This window comes from Streptococcus oralis, assembly GCF_001578935.1.
Lineage (GTDB): Bacteria > Bacillota > Bacilli > Lactobacillales > Streptococcaceae > Streptococcus > Streptococcus oralis_R.
In genome coordinates this window covers 239,659-255,899 of record NZ_KQ969522.1, presented here as the reverse complement: position 1 = coordinate 255,899, position 16,241 = coordinate 239,659, and the positions used below count along the sequence as shown (strand labels likewise).

The window sequence follows — 16,241 nt, the reverse complement described above, 5'->3', positions numbered from 1 at the left end:
TTCTAAAGTAGTATAATGAAAGTAGATTAAATAAATGAAAGGGGTACCAAGATGAAACTAGTTGCTATCGTTGGAACCAATTCAGAACGCTCAACCAATCGGAAACTATTGAAATTTATGCAAAAGCACTTTTCGGATAAAGCCGACATTGAGGTATTGGAAATCAAACAATTGCCAGCATTTAACGAACCTGAGGACAAGCAAGCGCCAGCTGAAGTTCAAGCTTTTTCAGAAAAAATTCTTGCCGCAGATGGTGTGATTATTTCAACACCTGAGTACGACCACACGGTACCAGCACCTCTGGCCTCTGCTTTAGAGTGGATTGCTTATACCAGTCGTGCTTTAATCAATAAACCAACTATGATTGTAGGTGCTTCTCTCGGTTTGCTAGGAACATCTAGAGCGCAGGCACATTTACGTCAGATTTTAGATGCGCCGGAGCTTAAAGCAAGAGTTATGCCGGGTACAGAGTTCTTTCTAGGTCATTCTGAGCAAGTCCTAGATGATGAGTGTCATTTGAACAATCCTGAAAAGGTTGTAGAACTAGAAGAACATTTTTCAGAGTTTCAAAATTTTGTTGAATTAACAAAAGCTTTAGTAAAACCTGAAGATACAAATCGAAAAAAATCATTCATCTGGGAAGAATGGTTGAAAGCATAGGTATTTCAAGAAAGGAGAACAATCCATGAAATTAGTAGCTATTGTTGGGACTAATGCAAAAAAATCCTATAATCGCAACCTGTTGCAATTTATGAAAAGACATTTTGCTCAGAAAGCGGATATTGAGATTTTAGAAATAACAGATGTACCAATGTTCAATGAAACAGATGATCAAACAGATACACCTATTATTCAGAAGTGTAATCAAGCTATTTCAGAAGCTGATGGTGTCATTATCTCGACACCTGAGCACAATCATACGATTCCATCAAGTTTGAATAGTTTGCTCGAGTGGTTATCTTTTAACATTCATCCACTAGATGGAAAGCCGACAATGATTGTCGGAGCTTCTTACGATATTCAAGGTTCTTCACGTGCCCAACTTCATCTTCGTCAGATTCTAGATGCTCCTGGGGTAAATGCAACAGTTATGCCAGGTAGTGAGTTTTTACTTGGTCGAGCGCATCGAGCGTTTGATGACAATGGAGATTTGATTGATGAGCGAACCGTTGATTTCCTAGATAGTTGTTTTTATCGCTTCCTTCGCTTTGTATCTATTGCAAACCAACTAAATCTTCCTGAAGAAGTTCGCTTTGAACCGGGGACTTACCATGTTACAACTGAAGGCCATAATGGTAAATTGCCGATGGATGTAACGGTTTCTGAGGACCGTATTGAAAAAATTGAAATCGATTCTTCTGGAGAATCTTCAGGAATCGCAGATGTCGTATTTACCCGTATCCCAGCAGAAATCATTGAGGGACAGACCTTGAACGTCGATGCGGTGTCAGGAGCTTCTGTGACTTCAAATGGTGTTTTAGATGGAGTTGCGCGTGCAGTCAAACAAGCCGGTGCAAATCCGGATGTTTTACGCAAGCGTTCAAAAGCGCCATCTGCCCTAGATAAAGAAGATAAAACCTATCAGGCAGACGTTGTCATCGTCGGAGGCGGAGGAGCTGGATTAGCTGCAGCGGTTGCAGTCTTACAAGCTGGTAAGAAACCAATTGTGGTAGAGAAATTTCCTGCAATTGGAGGAAATACTGTTCGTGCAGGTGGTCCAATGAATGCACCAGATCCAGCATGGCAAGGGACCTTCGCAGCTCATCCAGGTGAGGCACATACGCTTCAAGAGTTGATTGCGACAGATGAATCAACGATTGACCCAGAATATCTAGAGGACTTTAGAGCCTTGAAAGTTGAGGTTGAGCAGTATTTGCAGAACCCGAGCTATTTGTTTGACTCTACCTTACTTTACCGTATCCAAACCTATATCGGTGGGAAACGAAAAGATTTACGAGGACATGAAATTCATGGCCAGTATGATTTAGTATCTGTCCTAACTGAGCGGGCTCTAGAGTCTGTTCGTTGGTTGGAAGACATCGGCGTTGAATTTGTTCGTAGTGAAGTGACAATGCCAGTTGGAGCCCTTTGGCGTCGTGGTCATAAGCCGGTTCAACCAATGGGGTATGCCTTTATATCCGTCCTACAAAAATATGTTCTAGAAAATGGTGGCAAGATCTTGACAGATTCTCCAGTTAAAGAATTGCTTGTAAAAGACGGGGCTGTCAAGGGTGTCAGAGCAGAAGGCCGAAACGGTCAAACCATCATTGTCAATGCAGATGCCGTTGTTCTAGCTTCTGGAGGATTTGGTGCCAATACCAAGATGCTACAAAAATACAATACCTACTGGACTGAAATTGCAGATGATATTGCTACATCTAATACACCAGCTGTAACAGGGGATGGTATTCTTTTAGGGCAAAGTGTAGGTGCAGATTTGGTAGGTATGGGCTTTAGTCAAATGATGCCAGTATCCGATCCAGTGACAGGAGCCCTTTTCTCAGGACTTCAAGTTCCTCCAGCAAACTTCATCATGGTAAATACTCAAGGGAAGCGCTTTGTAGATGAGTACGGTAGCCGAGACAAGCTATCTCAAGCAGCGATTGATAATGGAGGCTTGTTCTATCTAATTGCAGATGAACGTATCAAGGAAACTGCCTACAACACTAGCCAAGAAAAAATCGATGCCCAAGTTAAAGCAGGCACTCTCTACCGTGCAGATACGATAGAAGAGTTAGCGATTCAGATTGGTATGGCCCCACAAGTTCTAGTGGAAACGATTAAGAATTACAATTCCTATGTTGATGCAGGTTTTGATCCTGAATTTAATAAAGGTAGCTTCGATCTCAAGTGTGAGGTTGCGCCATTTTACGCAACACCGAGAAAACCAGCTGTTCACCATACAATGGGTGGGCTCAAGATTGATACTTCAACACACGTTTTGAATGAACAAGGTCAGATTATCCATGGTTTATATGCTGCTGGTGAAGTCGCAGGTGGACTCCATGCAGGTAACCGTCTAGGAGGAAATTCACTTACGGATATCTTTACTTTTGGACGTATTGCAGGTCAAACAGCTGTTCAAGAAAAGTGTTAGTAATGGATTTAAAAATTAAGGGAATTTTAAGTCTCCTTGTGTATTATATAATCATTAAATAAAGACCTCCTAATACTCTTCGAAAATCTCACCATACTTCGTTAGAGTCGACTTAGCTAACCATAGTTATGCTTGCGTCTATCTGCCTAGTCTGATTTCGATTTTCATTGAGTACCCTTTATTTAATGAAATCCTAAACTTTTCTTTTTCATAATAATCTCCCTAAAGAGGCCACCCAATCAGGTGGCTTTTTTGTTTGTGGCTTGGATTTTTGATATAATAGAGCCATGAGTAGAATTTTAGATAATGAAATCATGGGGGATGAGGAGTTAGTAGAACGTACGCTTCGTCCTCAGTATTTACGTGAATATATTGGGCAGGACAAGGTCAAGGACCAGCTGCAAATCTTTATTGAAGCTGCCAAAATGCGGGATGAAGCACTGGATCATGTACTCTTATTTGGGCCTCCAGGTTTGGGGAAAACGACCATGGCCTTTGTTATTGCCAATGAACTGGGAGTCAATCTCAAGCAGACGTCAGGTCCTGTCATTGAAAAAGCGGGTGATCTGGTAGCTATTTTGAATGATTTGGAACCTGGAGACGTCCTTTTTATTGACGAGATTCATCGCTTGCCCATGTCGGTGGAAGAGGTGCTTTATAGTGCCATGGAGGACTTCTACATTGACATCATGATTGGGGCTGGAGAGGGCAGTCGCAGTGTTCATTTGGACTTGCCACCATTTACCTTGATTGGGGCTACGACACGTGCGGGGATGCTCTCAAATCCTCTGCGGGCACGTTTTGGGATTACAGGTCATATGGAATACTATGCCCACGCTGACTTGACGGAGATTGTTGAGCGGACAGCAGATATTTTTGAGCTGGAAATCACTCATGAAGCTGCAGCTGAGTTGGCCTTACGCAGTCGTGGAACTCCTCGTATCGCCAATCGTCTCCTCAAGCGCGTGCGCGACTTTGCCCAGATTATGGGGAATGGGGTTATCGATGATGTTATTACTGATAAGGCCTTGACCATGCTGGACGTTGACCATGAAGGTTTGGACTATGTGGACCAAAAAATCCTTCGTACCATGATTGAGATGTACGGTGGTGGACCTGTCGGACTGGGAACACTTTCTGTTAATATTGCTGAGGAGCGCGAGACGGTGGAAGACATGTATGAGCCTTACTTGATTCAAAAAGGTTTTATCATGCGAACACGGTCTGGACGAGTTGCGACTGCTAAGGCTTACGAACATTTGGGGTATGAGTATAATGAAAAATAAACAAGAAATCTTAGATAGTGTTAGAGAAAATCCTGACATGATGACCATTCTGACTATCATCCGAGACCTTGATTTAAAAGACTCGTGGTTGGCAGCGGGTTCGGTACGAAATTTCATCTGGAATCTCTTGTCAGACAGACCAGCTTTTGACCGGGAGACGGATGTGGATGTGATTTTCTTTGATTCAGATATTTCCTATGAGGAAACGGTATCCTTAGAGAACAAGCTGAGAGAAAATTTCCCTCAGTATCAGTGGGAGTTGAAAAATCAGGTCTATATGCATCTGCACAGTCCCCACACTGTGCCTTATACGAGTTCTCGTGATGCCATGAGTAAATATCCTGAACGATGTACGGCGATAGGACTCCGCTTGCATGTCGACGCAACTTTAGAGCTCTTTGCGCCTTATGGTATAGAGGATATTTTAAAGTTTCAGGTTTCCCCAACTCCTCATTTTTTAGAGAATGAGGATCGAATGAAGCTCTATCAAGAACGCTTGTCCAAGAAAAATTGGCAAGAAAAATGGAAAAATCTCACTTTTTCAAAAAACTTAAGAAAAATTTAAGCTAGGGGGGCTATACTAGGTTCATAAGTTAAGAGGAACTTAACTTAAACTCCTAAAACTTTTTCATAATAATCTCCCTATAAAACTAAGTCGCCCAATCAGGTGGCTTATTTTTTGTCTGTACGGAGAGCTAATAACTTAGCAATAGAAGAAAATAGGGAAATATGATATAATGAAACGATAGATTTTTGAATAGGAATAAGAACATGTTTGGATTTTTTAAGAAAGATAAAGCTGTAGAAGTCGAGGTTCCAACACAGGTTCCTGCTCATATTGGCATCATCATGGATGGGAATGGCCGTTGGGCTAAAAAACGGATGCAACCACGGGTTTTTGGTCATAAGGCAGGGATGGAAGCCCTCCAAAAGGTGACCAAGGCAGCTAACAAGATGGGAGTTAAGGTCATCACAGTCTATGCCTTTTCGACGGAAAATTGGACACGCCCAGATCAAGAGGTCAAGTTTATTATGAACTTGCCAGTCGAATTTTATGATAACTACGTCCCTGAATTGCACGCAAATAACGTTAAGATTCAGATGATTGGAGAGACGGACCGTCTGCCTAAGCCGACTTTTGAAGCTTTGAAAAAAGCAGAGGAGTTGACCAAGAACAATACGGGTTTGATCCTCAATTTTGCGCTCAATTATGGTGGTCGTGCTGAAATTACGCAAGCTCTTAAGGGCTTGGCTCAAGATGTTCTAGATGCTAAAATCAACCCTGGTGACATCACAGAAGATATGATTGGGGACTATCTTTTCACGCAACACCTGCCAAAGGATTTGCGAGATCCTGATTTGATTATCCGTACGAGTGGTGAGTTGCGTTTGAGTAATTTTTTGCCATGGCAAGCAGCCTATAGTGAGCTTTACTTTACGGATACCTTGTGGCCTGATTTTGATGAAGCCGCCTTGCAGGAAGCTATTGCTGCTTTTAACCATCGCAATCGCCGTTTTGGAGGAGTTTAGGAGAAGATATGACCAAGGATTTACAAAAGAGAACATTGTTTGCGGTATTGGCCCTGGCGATTTTCCTTCCAATCTTGTTTGCAGGAGGCCTCTTGTTGCAGATAGGGATTGGCTTGTTAGCGATGCTAGGCGTCCATGAACTCTTGCACATGAAGGGCCTAAAGACTATGACCATTGAGGGCGCTTTGACTCTCTTTGCGACCTTCGCCCTCACAGTCCCTTTAGAAAATTACCTAACTTTTTTGCCGGTTGATGGCAATGTAGTTGCCTACAGTGTTTTGATTACAATAATGTTAGGAACGACTGTTTTCAGTAAAAACTATACGATTGAAGATGCTGCCTTTCCAATTGCTGTGAGTTTCTATGTTGCTTTTGGTTTCAATGCCTTACTAGATGCTCGTATAGCTGGATTTGATAAGGTTCTTCTGGCTCTCTTTATCGTTTGGGCGACAGATAGTGCAGCTTATCTGACGGGGGTGAATTTTGGTAAACATAAGTTGGCTCCGAGAGTTTCTCCTAATAAGAGTATTGAGGGCTTTGTCGGGGGCATTCTAGGTGCGGTACTGATAACAGTGATTTTCATGTTAGTGGACAGCACAGTTGCTCTTCCTTATGGGATTTATAGAATGAGTCTCTTTGCTGCCTTCTTCAGTGTGGCGGGTCAGTTTGGTGACTTGATTGAGAGTGCCATGAAACGCCATTTCGGTGTTAAGGATTCTGGGAAATTTATCCCTGGACATGGCGGTGTGTTGGATCGCTTTGACAGCATGCTGATTGTGTTTCCAATGATGCACTTATTTGGCCTGTTTTAAAGAAAGGAATATTGAATGATTGGATTGCTAACCTTTATCCTCGTTTTTGGGATTATTGTGGTGGTGCATGAGTTTGGACATTTTTATTTTGCCAAGAAATCAGGCATTCTAGTTCGTGAATTTGCCATTGGTATGGGGCCCAAGATTTTTTCCCATATCGGTAAGGATGGCACTGCTTATACCATTCGAATCCTTCCTCTAGGAGGCTATGTTCGCATGGCAGGCTGGGGTGATGATGCGACAGAAATCAAGACAGGAACTCCGGTTAGTTTGACACTTGCCGACGATGGTAAAGTCAAACGGATTAACCTCTCAGGGAAGAAACTGGATCAAACGGCTCTTCCTATGCAGGTAACCCAGTTTGACTTTGAAGACAAGCTCTTTATCAAGGGGTTGGTCCTGGAAGAAGAAAAGACTTTTACAGTGGATCATGATGCAACGGTTGTTGAAGAAGATGGAACCGAAGTGCGCATCGCTCCTCTGGATGTACAGTATCAAAATGCTTCTATCTGGGGCAAGCTCATCACCAACTTTGCAGGTCCTATGAATAACTTTATCTTAGGTGTTGTTGTTTTTTGGATCTTGATCTTTTTGCAGGGCGGTGTTAGAGATACTCAGACCAATCTCTTTCATGTCATGCCAGAGGGAGCTTTGGCTAAGGTGGGCGTAGCTGAGACAGCTCAAATCACCAAGGTCGGCTCGCATGAGGTTAAGAATTGGCAAGACTTGACCCAAGCTGTGGAAGCAGATACCAAGGACAAGACAGCCCCGACCTTAGATGTGACCATTTCTGAAAATGGTAGCGAAAAACAAGTTACTGTGACTCCAGAAGAGAATCAAGGACGTTACATTCTCGGGGTTCAACCAGGAGTCAAGTCAGATCTCCTATCCATGTTTGTAGGTGGTTTTACAACCGCTACTGACTCGGCTCTCCGAATTCTATCGGCTCTGAAAAATCTGATTTTTCAACCGGATTTGAACAAGCTAGGTGGACCTGTTGCCATCTTTAAGGCAAGTAGTGATGCTGCTAAAAATGGAATTGAAAATGTCTTGTACTTCTTGGCAATGATTTCCATCAATATCGGGATTTTTAACCTTATTCCGATTCCAGCTCTGGATGGTGGAAAGATTGTGCTCAATATCCTAGAGGCTATCCGCCGCAAACCATTGAAACAAGAAATTGAAACCTATGTCACCTTGGCCGGAGTGGTCATCATGGTTGTCTTGATGATTGCTGTGACCTGGAATGACATTATGCGACTCTTCTTTTAGATAATCGAGGAATATTATGAAACAAAGTAAAATGCTAATCCCAACGCTTCGTGAAATGCCAAGCGATGCCCAAGTTATCAGTCACGCTCTCATGTTGCGTGCTGGTTATGTTCGTCAAGTTTCTGCCGGCGTTTACTCTTACCTGCCACTTGCTAACCGCGTGATTGAAAAGGCTAAGAATATCATGCGCCAAGAATTTGATAAGATTGGTGCGGTGGAGATGTTGGCTCCTGCCCTTCTCAGTGCCGATCTTTGGCGTGAATCAGGTCGTTATGAAACCTATGGTGAAGACCTTTATAAACTGAAAAATCGTGAAAAATCAGACTTCATTCTGGGTCCGACACACGAAGAAACTTTTACAGCTATTGTTCGTGACTCTGTCAAGTCTTACAAGCAATTGCCACTCAACCTCTACCAAATCCAGCCTAAGTATCGTGATGAAAAACGCCCACGTAACGGTCTTCTCCGTACGCGTGAATTTATCATGAAAGACGGCTATAGTTTTCATGCTAATTACGATAGTTTGGATGTAACTTATGATGAGTACAAGGCGGCCTACGAACGTATTTTCACTCGTAGTGGCTTGGACTTCAAGGCCATCATCGGTGATGGTGGAGCCATGGGTGGTAAGGATAGCCAAGAATTTATGGCCATTACACCAGCCCGTACAGACCTCGACCGCTGGGTTGTCTTAGATAAGTCAGTTGCCTCATTTGATGAGATTCCTGCAAAAGTGCAAGAAGAAATCAAGGCAGAATTGCTCAAATGGATGGTTTCTGGTGAAGACACCATTGCCTACTCAAGTGAGTCTAGCTATGCAGCTAACTTAGAAATGGCAACAAATGAGTACAAACCAAGTAACCGTGTCGTTGCGGAAGAAGAAGTGACTCGAGTGGAAACTCCAGGTGTTAAATCCATCGATGAAGTGGCAGCCTTCCTCAACGTGCCAGAAGAGCAAACAATCAAAACCCTCTTTTACATGGCAGATGGAGAACTTGTTGCTGCCCTTCTAGTTGGAAATGACCAACTTAACGAAGTCAAGTTGAAAAACCACTTGGGTGCAGCCTTCTTTGACGTTGCTAGCGAAGAAGAAGTGGCAAGTGTCATCCCAGCAGGCTTTGGTTCTCTTGGCCCAGTTGGTTTGCCAGAAAATGTGAAAATCATTGCAGACCGTAAGGTGCAAGATGTTCGCAATGCTGTTGTGGGGGCTAACGAAGATGGCTACCACTTGACTGGTGTCAACCCAGGTCGTGACTTTACTGCAGAATATGTGGATATCCGTGAAGTTCGTGAGGGTGAAATTTCTCCAGACGGACAAGGTGTCCTTAACTTTGCGCGTGGTATTGAGATCGGTCATATTTTCAAACTCGGGACTCGCTACTCAGCAAGCATGGGTGCAGATGTTTTGGATGAAAATGGTCGTGCTGTGCCAATCATCATGGGTTGTTACGGTATCGGTGTCAGCCGTCTCCTTTCAGCAGTTATGGAGCAACACGCTCGCCTCTTTGTCAACAAAACGCCAAAAGGTGAATACCGTTACGCTTGGGGAGTTAACTTCCCTAAAGAATTGGCGCCATTTGATGTGCACTTGATCACTGTCAATGTCAAAGATGAAGAAGCACAAGCCTTGACAGAAAAACTTGAAGCAAGCTTGATGGGTGCTGGTTACGAAGTCTTGACAGACGACCGTAACGAACGTGTCGGTGTTAAATTCAGCGATAGCGACTTGATTGGCCTTCCAATCCGCATCACTGTTGGGAAAAAAGCAGCCGATGGCATCGTAGAAGTTAAGATTAAGGCGACTGGTGACACCATCGAAGTTCATGCAGACAACTTGCTTGAAACGCTTGAAATCCTCGGCAAGAAATAAAACTATAATCAGAAGAAAAACAAGGCAAAAATGTAACTAGTTTTTACCTTGTTTTTTCTATATAATGGGGAAAATGAGTAAATGAAGAGGTAAAGCTATGCTAAAATTTCCAAAGGATTTTGTTTGGGGTTCCTCCACTTCTGGACCACAGACAGAAGGACGAGTGCTTGGTGATGGTAAAGGAGATAATCTCTGGGATTATTGGTATCAGGTGGAACCCAATCGCTACTACAATGGAATTGGACCTGACAAAACATCGACTTTCTATGAAAACTGGGAAAAGGATATTGAGCTTCTGGTAGAGACTGGGCATACAGCCTTCCGAACTTCTATTCAGTGGTCTCGTATTTTCCCGCAAGGTCGTGGAGAGGTCAATCCGCAAGGGGTGGCTTTCTACCGTCAGGTTTTTGAGGCTATTAAGGCTAAGGGAATTCGTCTGTTAGTCAATCTCTATCACTTCGACCTGCCTTTTACCCTCCAAGAAGACGGCGATGGATGGGAAAATAAGGCAACTGTCGAGGCTTATGAAGACTATGCTCGTTTTTGTTTTGAAACTTACGGTGACTTGGTGGACCAATGGATTACATTCAATGAACCCATTGTCCCCGTAGAGTTTGGCTATTTCTATGATGCCCATTATCCTCACAAGGTAGATGCCAAAGCAGCGGTTAAGGTTGCTTATCATACGCAATTGGCTAGCAGTCTTGCGGTTAAGGCCTGTCATGAGATTTTGCCTGATTCTAAGATTGGGATTGTCCTTAACTTGACACCAGCTTACCCACGTAGCCAGCATCCCGCGGATGTCAAGGCTGCTCGCATTGCCGACCTCTTCCAAGCTCAATCTTTCCTAGATCCGTCTGTCTTGGGAGCTTATCCAGAAGAGTTAGTAGAGATTTTAGCTGAGCATGATTTGCTACCAGAGTACACTGTTGAAGAGTTAGAACTCATTCGCGAGAATACAGTTGATTTCCTTGGGGTCAACTACTACCAACCTTTGCGTGTCATGGCGCCACGTTTTGCTAAACATCCTGATAGCCCGCTTTTGCCAGAGCATTTCTACGAACCTTACATCATGCCGGGCCGTAAAATCAATCCTCACCGCGGTTGGGAAATCTACGAGCAGGGGATTTATGATATCGCTCAAAATATCAAGGAAAATTATGGTAATATTGAGTGGATGTTGACCGAAAACGGCATGGGTGTTGAAGGGGAAGACAAGTTCCGTGAGAATGGCATGATTCAGGACGACTATCGTATCGACTTTGTAAAAGGTCATCTTCGTGAACTTCACCGTGCCATTGAAGATGGAGCAAACTGTAAAGGATACTTAATCTGGACCTTTATCGACTGCTGGTCATGGCTCAATAGTTATAAAAATCGCTACGGTTTGGTTGAGCTTGACTTGGAAACGCAGGAACGACGCCTGAAGAAATCAGGCCACTGGTTCAAGGAACTAAGTGATAATAATGGATTTTAAAAATAAAAAGAGTGAGATGGCATTCATCTCACTTTTTATTACAATATCATCACCAAGGTCCCAATCGTAATCAGGATACAGCCAATAATTGTTTTAAACGTCAGGACATCCTGTAGGAAGAAAAAGGCTAGAACGAGGGTAATGACGAGACTGAATTTATCGACAGCGGATACCTCAGTCGCATTGCCCATCTGCAAGGCCTTGTAGTAGCAGAGCCAGGAGGCGCCAGTGGCCAGGCCTGATAAGATGAGAAAGAGCCAACTTTTTTTACTGATGTTGACAATTTCGGTCTGACTATTGGTCAAGAAAACCATGGCCCAGGCCATAAGAATGACGACGACTGTACGAATAGCGGTTGCTAGATTGGATGGAACTCCCTCAATCCCAATCTTGGCTAAAATTGACGTTAAGGCTGCAAAGACAGCTGATAAAAGTGCGAAGAAAAACCACATGGCAAATACCTCCTCTTTTTATTATAAGTAATTGATGCTGACTTGTCAGGTATCAAGTGAAGTCTTGATAAAATACCAGATGGAAAAACTATACCAATTTTTATCCTTGACAAGTGAGAAAAACAAGTATATACTGTTTTTGCTGATTCTGTAAAAGGGGAATCAGACTATACCAATTTAAGGGGAAAGCACAGCTGGTCTGTGTCGTATATACTATGTGTGGAATTGTTGGTGTTGTTGGAAACACAAATGCAACTGATATTTTGATTCAAGGGCTTGAAAAGCTCGAGTACCGTGGCTATGATTCTGCGGGGATTTTTGTCCTAGGTGGTGCTGAAAACCATCTAGTCAAGGCTGTCGGTCGTATCGCAGAATTATCTGCTAAGACAGCTGGTGTTGAGGGAACAACTGGTATTGGGCATACGCGTTGGGCAACTCACGGGAAACCAACGGAAGACAATGCTCACCCACACCGCTCTGAGACAGGACGTTTTGTCTTAGTGCACAATGGGGTCATTGAAAACTACCTTGAAATCAAGGAAGAATACCTTGCAGGTCACCATTTCAAGGGGCAAACAGATACAGAAATCGCTGTTCACTTGATTGGGAAATTTGTTGAAGAAGATGGCTTGTCAGTTCTTGAAGCCTTCAAAAAAGCCCTCCACATCATCCGTGGTTCTTATGCCTTTGCCTTGATTGACTCTGAAAATCCAGATGTCATCTATGTCGCTAAGAACAAATCACCACTCTTGATTGGTCTTGGAGAAGGCTACAACATGGTCTGCTCAGATGCTATGGCCATGATTCGTGAGACCAACCAATACATGGAAATTCATGACCAAGAGTTGGTAATCGTCAAGGCTGATAGTGTGGAAGTTCAAGACTATGATGGCAATCGCCGTGAACGTGCTAGCTATACTGCGGAGCTTGACTTGTCAGATATCGGTAAGGGAACTTACCCTTACTACATGCTCAAGGAAATTGATGAGCAACCAACGGTTATGCGTAAACTCATCCAAGCCTACACAGATGAGGTAGGTCAAGTAGTGGTTGACCCTGCTATCATTAAGGCTGTTCAAGATGCAGACCGCATTTACATCCTTGCAGCTGGAACATCGTACCACGCAGGATTTGCTTCTAAGAAGATGCTGGAAGAGTTGACGGATACACCTGTTGAACTTGGAATTTCATCTGAGTGGGGCTATGGTATGCCACTTCTCGGCAAAAAACCACTCTTCATCTTTATCAGCCAGTCTGGTGAAACAGCTGATAGCCGTCAGGTGCTTGTCAAGGCCAATGAAATGGGTATCCCAAGCTTGACAGTGACAAACGTTCCAGGTTCAACTCTTTCTCGTGAAGCCAACCATACTATGCTTCTTCACGCGGGTCCTGAAATTGCTGTGGCATCAACCAAGGCCTACACAGCACAAATTGCAGCTCTCGCCTTCCTTGCAAAAGCAGTCGGAGAAGCAAACGGCAATGCTAAAGCGCAAGCCTTTGACCTGGTTCATGAGTTGTCAATCGTAGCTCAGTCTATCGAATCAACCCTTTCTGAAAAAGAAACCATTGATGCCAAGGTTCGTGACCTTCTTGAAACCACTCGCAATGCCTTTTACATTGGACGTGGTCAAGACTACTATGTAGCCATGGAAGCCAGTCTCAAACTCAAAGAGATTTCTTACATCCAGTGTGAGGGCTTTGCGGCAGGAGAACTCAAGCATGGAACCATTGCCTTGATTGAAGAAGGGACACCTGTCTTGGCTCTCTTGTCAGATTCAGTCCTTGCCAACCATACTCGTGGAAATATCCAAGAGGTCGCAGCCCGTGGTGCCAAGGTTCTCACTATCGCAGAAGAAAATGTTGCTAAAGAGACAGACGATATCGTCCTTACGACCGTCCACCCTTACCTCTCACCAATCTCCATGGTCGTACCAACGCAATTGGTCGCTTACTTTGCAACACTCCACCGTGGCCTTGATGTGGACAAACCACGTAACCTTGCTAAGTCAGTAACAGTAGAATAAACTAAGAAAGTCTAGTTGATCTAGGCTTTTTCTAATGAGCAAATTTATTGAAGATAAAACTAATTAGTGATAAAATACTCTAAAAACTAAAAGAGATAGCGAGGAAACAGGATGGTAGAATTAGGAATTTCAACATTTGGTGAAACAACAGTTCTAGAAGCGACTGGGCAGATTTACAGTCATGATGAACGCATTCGTCAGTTGGTGGCAGAAATTGAGCTAGCTGATAAGGTTGGTTTGGATGTGTACGGGATTGGGGAGCATCATCGGGAGGACTTTGCGGTATCGGCGCCAGAGATTGTTCTTGCAGCTGGTGCGGTTAATACCAAGAAAATCCGTTTAACCAGTGCAGTCAGCATTCTCTCGAGTATGGATCCGATTCGCTTGTTCCAACAATATGCTACCATCGATGCCTTGTCAAATGGCCGTGCGGAGATTATGGCTGGTCGTGGTTCATTCACCGAGTCTTTTCCGCTCTTTGGTTATGACTTGAAAGACTATGAAGCTCTCTTTGATGAAAAGTTAGATCTGCTTCAGCTGGCAAATGAAAACACCAAAGTGAACTGGCAGGGGCAATTGACCCAAAGCATTGCTGGAAAAGAAGTCTATCCCCGTCCAGTTCAGGACAAATTGCCATTGTGGGTGGCGACAGGTGGTCATGTCGAATCAACAGTGAAGATTGCTCAGGCGGGGCTACCGATTGTCTATGCCATTATCGGTGGTAATCCACGTTATTTTAAAAAGCTGCTTCAAGCTTATCGTGAGATTGGTAGGGAAGCCGGTCATGCGGATAAAAACCTGAAAGTGGGCGCTCATTCTTGGGGCTGGATTGCTGAAGATGGCGAGCAGGCGGTCAAAGATTATTTCCATCCGACCAAGCAAGTGGTGGATGCGATTTCCAAGGGCCGTCCACACTGGCAGGAGTTGACCTATGAGCAATATTTGGAGCAAGTTGGGCCAAATGGAGCCATGTTTGTGGGAAATCCAGATCAGGTCGCAGAAAAATTGATTCGCATGATTGAGGATTTAGACTTGGACCGTTTCATGCTCCATCTACCGCTTGGTTCTATGCCACATGATCAAGTTTTGAGAGCGATTGAACTTTTTGGCACACAAGTGGCGCCCAAAATACGCGCTTACTTTGCCATGAAAGAGGGGATATAAAAAAATCCAATCGGCTTGATAGAAAATCTATAACCCCCATCCAAAAAGCCAGTCTCAAAAATTAAATAACAGCCTAGAATGTCCATTATATCGGGTGTTCTAGGCTGTTTTCTTTGCCTAGCGATAATCAAAGCCAATCAATGTGATAGGGAAAATATATTTGGATTGATAAGAAAGGAGTGATAAGATAGTTTCCATAAAACGAAGGGAGAACTAGATGATAAGCAAAAGAGACTTAGTATTAAGCGCGATTCGTGGAGAAGAAGTGGAACGTGTTCCGGTTGGGTTTTGGTTTCATTTCGTAACCTTGGAAGAAAAAGGCCAAGGCTTGAATAACCCAAGAATCTTTAAAAAAAGTGTAGATGGGCATAGACGCTATGTGGAAGCAATCAAACCAGACTTTGTAAAAATCATGAGCGATGGCTTTTTCATCTATCCAAGCAAGCTCTACTCTCCGACTATTCAGTCTATTAAAGAATTGGCAGGTAGTGAATCCATTGGGGAGAATCACCCTTGGATTGAGCAACAGGTGGAGGTTGTCAAGACTATTCGCGAAACTTTTCCAGAAGAGATCGCCTCTTTTTACAACATTTTTTCACCGATTTCCTATCTCAAACGTTGGTTCCGTACGGGAACTTCCAGAGGGGATCGTGAAATTGCAAATTTCCTCTTGGAAGATCCAGATTTGTTAAAGGGTGTCCTTGAAGTAATCGCTAAAGATATTGCTGTTTTGAGTGAGAAAATCATTCAAGAAGGTGGAGCAGATGGTATCTACTTTAGTACTCAGGAAATTCAGGACGAACGGATCAGTCCTGAAATCTATGAAACCTACATCAAACCGAGTGACCAAATTGTTTTAGAAGCCGCTAAAAATGCGGGGGGTGTGGATATTCTTCACATCTGTGGTTTCGAAGGAGCAACCAATCACGTGACCATCTTTAAGGATTATCCAGTTCATGTGTTCAACTGGGCAACCCATCACGAACATTTGACTCTAAAAGAAGGACAAGAAATTTTTGGAGACAAGGCTGTTCTCGGTGGCTTTGAAAATGGAAAAACAGGATTTTTAAATACAGCCAGCAAGGAAGAGTTAGAAAAGGAAACCAAACGTCTTCTAGCAGAGTCTGGGGGGCGTGGCGTAATCTTGGGAGCTGACTGTACGGTACCAGATGATTTTGAACTCGAGAGATTGGACTGGATCAGGCAGGCAGCAGTCCTGTAAAAGGAGGAGCTATGAAAAGTAAAAGATGGGGTATC

At 43.5% G+C, this 16,241-nt stretch carries 13 protein-coding genes; 12 read left to right on the top strand and 1 reads right to left on the bottom strand.

What is annotated here, in order from left to right; all coding sequences use genetic code 11:
* The first annotated feature begins 51 nt into the window (after window positions 1-51).
* From SORDD15_RS07545 to SORDD15_RS07505, 9 genes are all read left to right on the top strand, one after another.
* The gene (locus SORDD15_RS07545; protein WP_061416071.1) at window positions 52-660 is read left to right on the top strand and encodes an NADPH-dependent FMN reductase; all 609 of its coding nucleotides are present in this window, start codon (window positions 52-54) and stop codon (window positions 658-660) included.
* A gap of 25 nt (window positions 661-685) precedes the next feature.
* On the top strand, window positions 686-3,097 hold the full coding sequence (locus SORDD15_RS07540; protein ID WP_061416070.1) for a flavocytochrome c: 2,412 nt from the start codon (window positions 686-688) through the stop codon (window positions 3,095-3,097).
* Between the two features lie 287 nt (window positions 3,098-3,384).
* Window positions 3,385-4,383: a Holliday junction branch migration DNA helicase RuvB gene (gene ruvB / locus SORDD15_RS07535; protein WP_081102399.1), complete on the top strand. Its 999-nt coding sequence runs from the start codon at window positions 3,385-3,387 to the stop codon at window positions 4,381-4,383.
* Complete coding sequence (locus tag SORDD15_RS07530) at window positions 4,364-4,948, top strand: nucleotidyltransferase family protein (RefSeq protein ID WP_061416067.1); 585 nt, start codon at window positions 4,364-4,366, stop codon at window positions 4,946-4,948. Before ruvB ends, SORDD15_RS07530 begins: the two co-directional genes overlap by 20 nt.
* Window positions 4,949-5,154: 206 nt before the next feature.
* Window positions 5,155-5,913, top strand: coding sequence for an isoprenyl transferase (locus SORDD15_RS07525; RefSeq protein WP_000466705.1), 759 nt, complete (start codon window positions 5,155-5,157; stop codon window positions 5,911-5,913).
* Window positions 5,914-5,921: 8 nt separating this feature from the next.
* Entirely contained in the window at window positions 5,922-6,725 is an 804-nt protein-coding gene (locus SORDD15_RS07520) for a phosphatidate cytidylyltransferase (protein WP_061416065.1), read from the top strand.
* Between the two features lie 15 nt (window positions 6,726-6,740).
* Window positions 6,741-7,997, top strand: coding sequence for an RIP metalloprotease RseP (gene rseP, locus SORDD15_RS07515; protein WP_061416063.1), 1,257 nt, complete (start codon window positions 6,741-6,743; stop codon window positions 7,995-7,997).
* A gap of 16 nt (window positions 7,998-8,013) precedes the next feature.
* Complete coding sequence (locus SORDD15_RS07510) at window positions 8,014-9,867, top strand: proline--tRNA ligase (RefSeq protein WP_061416061.1); 1,854 nt, start codon at window positions 8,014-8,016, stop codon at window positions 9,865-9,867.
* A gap of 97 nt (window positions 9,868-9,964) precedes the next feature.
* Window positions 9,965-11,344: a glycoside hydrolase family 1 protein gene (locus tag SORDD15_RS07505; protein ID WP_061416059.1), complete on the top strand. Its 1,380-nt coding sequence runs from the start codon at window positions 9,965-9,967 to the stop codon at window positions 11,342-11,344.
* Between the two features lie 38 nt (window positions 11,345-11,382).
* On the opposite strand, the gene SORDD15_RS07500 is transcribed toward SORDD15_RS07505, so the two are convergent.
* The gene (locus SORDD15_RS07500) at window positions 11,383-11,796 is read right to left on the bottom strand and encodes an EamA family transporter (protein ID WP_061416057.1); all 414 of its coding nucleotides are present in this window, start codon (window positions 11,794-11,796) and stop codon (window positions 11,383-11,385) included.
* A 215-nt stretch (window positions 11,797-12,011) separates the two neighbouring features.
* Here SORDD15_RS07500 and glmS point away from each other — a divergent pair, with 215 nt between their 5' ends.
* The 3 genes from glmS (at window position 12,012) to SORDD15_RS07485 (ending at window position 16,206) form a co-directional block, all read left to right on the top strand.
* Entirely contained in the window at window positions 12,012-13,820 is a 1,809-nt protein-coding gene (gene glmS / locus SORDD15_RS07495; RefSeq protein ID WP_061416055.1) for a glutamine--fructose-6-phosphate transaminase (isomerizing), read from the top strand.
* Window positions 13,821-13,931: 111 nt separating this feature from the next.
* Window positions 13,932-14,984, top strand: a complete 1,053-nt coding sequence (locus SORDD15_RS07490; RefSeq protein WP_061416053.1) for an LLM class flavin-dependent oxidoreductase — start codon at window positions 13,932-13,934, stop codon at window positions 14,982-14,984.
* A gap of 217 nt (window positions 14,985-15,201) precedes the next feature.
* Window positions 15,202-16,206 (top strand): uroporphyrinogen decarboxylase family protein, encoded by a 1,005-nt coding sequence (locus tag SORDD15_RS07485; RefSeq protein WP_061416051.1) that lies wholly within the window; start codon window positions 15,202-15,204, stop codon window positions 16,204-16,206.
* The last annotated feature ends 35 nt before the right edge of the window (window positions 16,207-16,241 follow it).

Excerpts from the sequence above, each read along its gene's own strand:
- SORDD15_RS07545 (WP_061416071.1), top strand. The coding sequence starts at position 52 with ATGAAACTAGTTGCTATCGTTGGAACCAATTCAGAACGCTCAACCAAT.
- SORDD15_RS07540 (WP_061416070.1), top strand. The coding sequence starts at position 686 with ATGAAATTAGTAGCTATTGTTGGGACTAATGCAAAAAAATCCTATAAT.
- ruvB (WP_081102399.1), top strand. The coding sequence starts at position 3,385 with ATGAGTAGAATTTTAGATAATGAAATCATGGGGGATGAGGAGTTAGTA.
- SORDD15_RS07530 (WP_061416067.1), top strand. The coding sequence starts at position 4,364 with ATGAGTATAATGAAAAATAAACAAGAAATCTTAGATAGTGTTAGAGAA.
- SORDD15_RS07525 (WP_000466705.1), top strand. The coding sequence starts at position 5,155 with ATGTTTGGATTTTTTAAGAAAGATAAAGCTGTAGAAGTCGAGGTTCCA.
- SORDD15_RS07520 (WP_061416065.1), top strand. The coding sequence starts at position 5,922 with ATGACCAAGGATTTACAAAAGAGAACATTGTTTGCGGTATTGGCCCTG.
- rseP (WP_061416063.1), top strand. The coding sequence starts at position 6,741 with ATGATTGGATTGCTAACCTTTATCCTCGTTTTTGGGATTATTGTGGTG.
- SORDD15_RS07510 (WP_061416061.1), top strand. The coding sequence starts at position 8,014 with ATGAAACAAAGTAAAATGCTAATCCCAACGCTTCGTGAAATGCCAAGC.
- SORDD15_RS07505 (WP_061416059.1), top strand. The coding sequence starts at position 9,965 with ATGCTAAAATTTCCAAAGGATTTTGTTTGGGGTTCCTCCACTTCTGGA.
- SORDD15_RS07500 (WP_061416057.1), bottom strand. The coding sequence starts at position 11,796 with ATGTGGTTTTTCTTCGCACTTTTATCAGCTGTCTTTGCAGCCTTAACG.
- glmS (WP_061416055.1), top strand. The coding sequence starts at position 12,012 with ATGTGTGGAATTGTTGGTGTTGTTGGAAACACAAATGCAACTGATATT.
- SORDD15_RS07490 (WP_061416053.1), top strand. The coding sequence starts at position 13,932 with ATGGTAGAATTAGGAATTTCAACATTTGGTGAAACAACAGTTCTAGAA.
- SORDD15_RS07485 (WP_061416051.1), top strand. The coding sequence starts at position 15,202 with ATGATAAGCAAAAGAGACTTAGTATTAAGCGCGATTCGTGGAGAAGAA.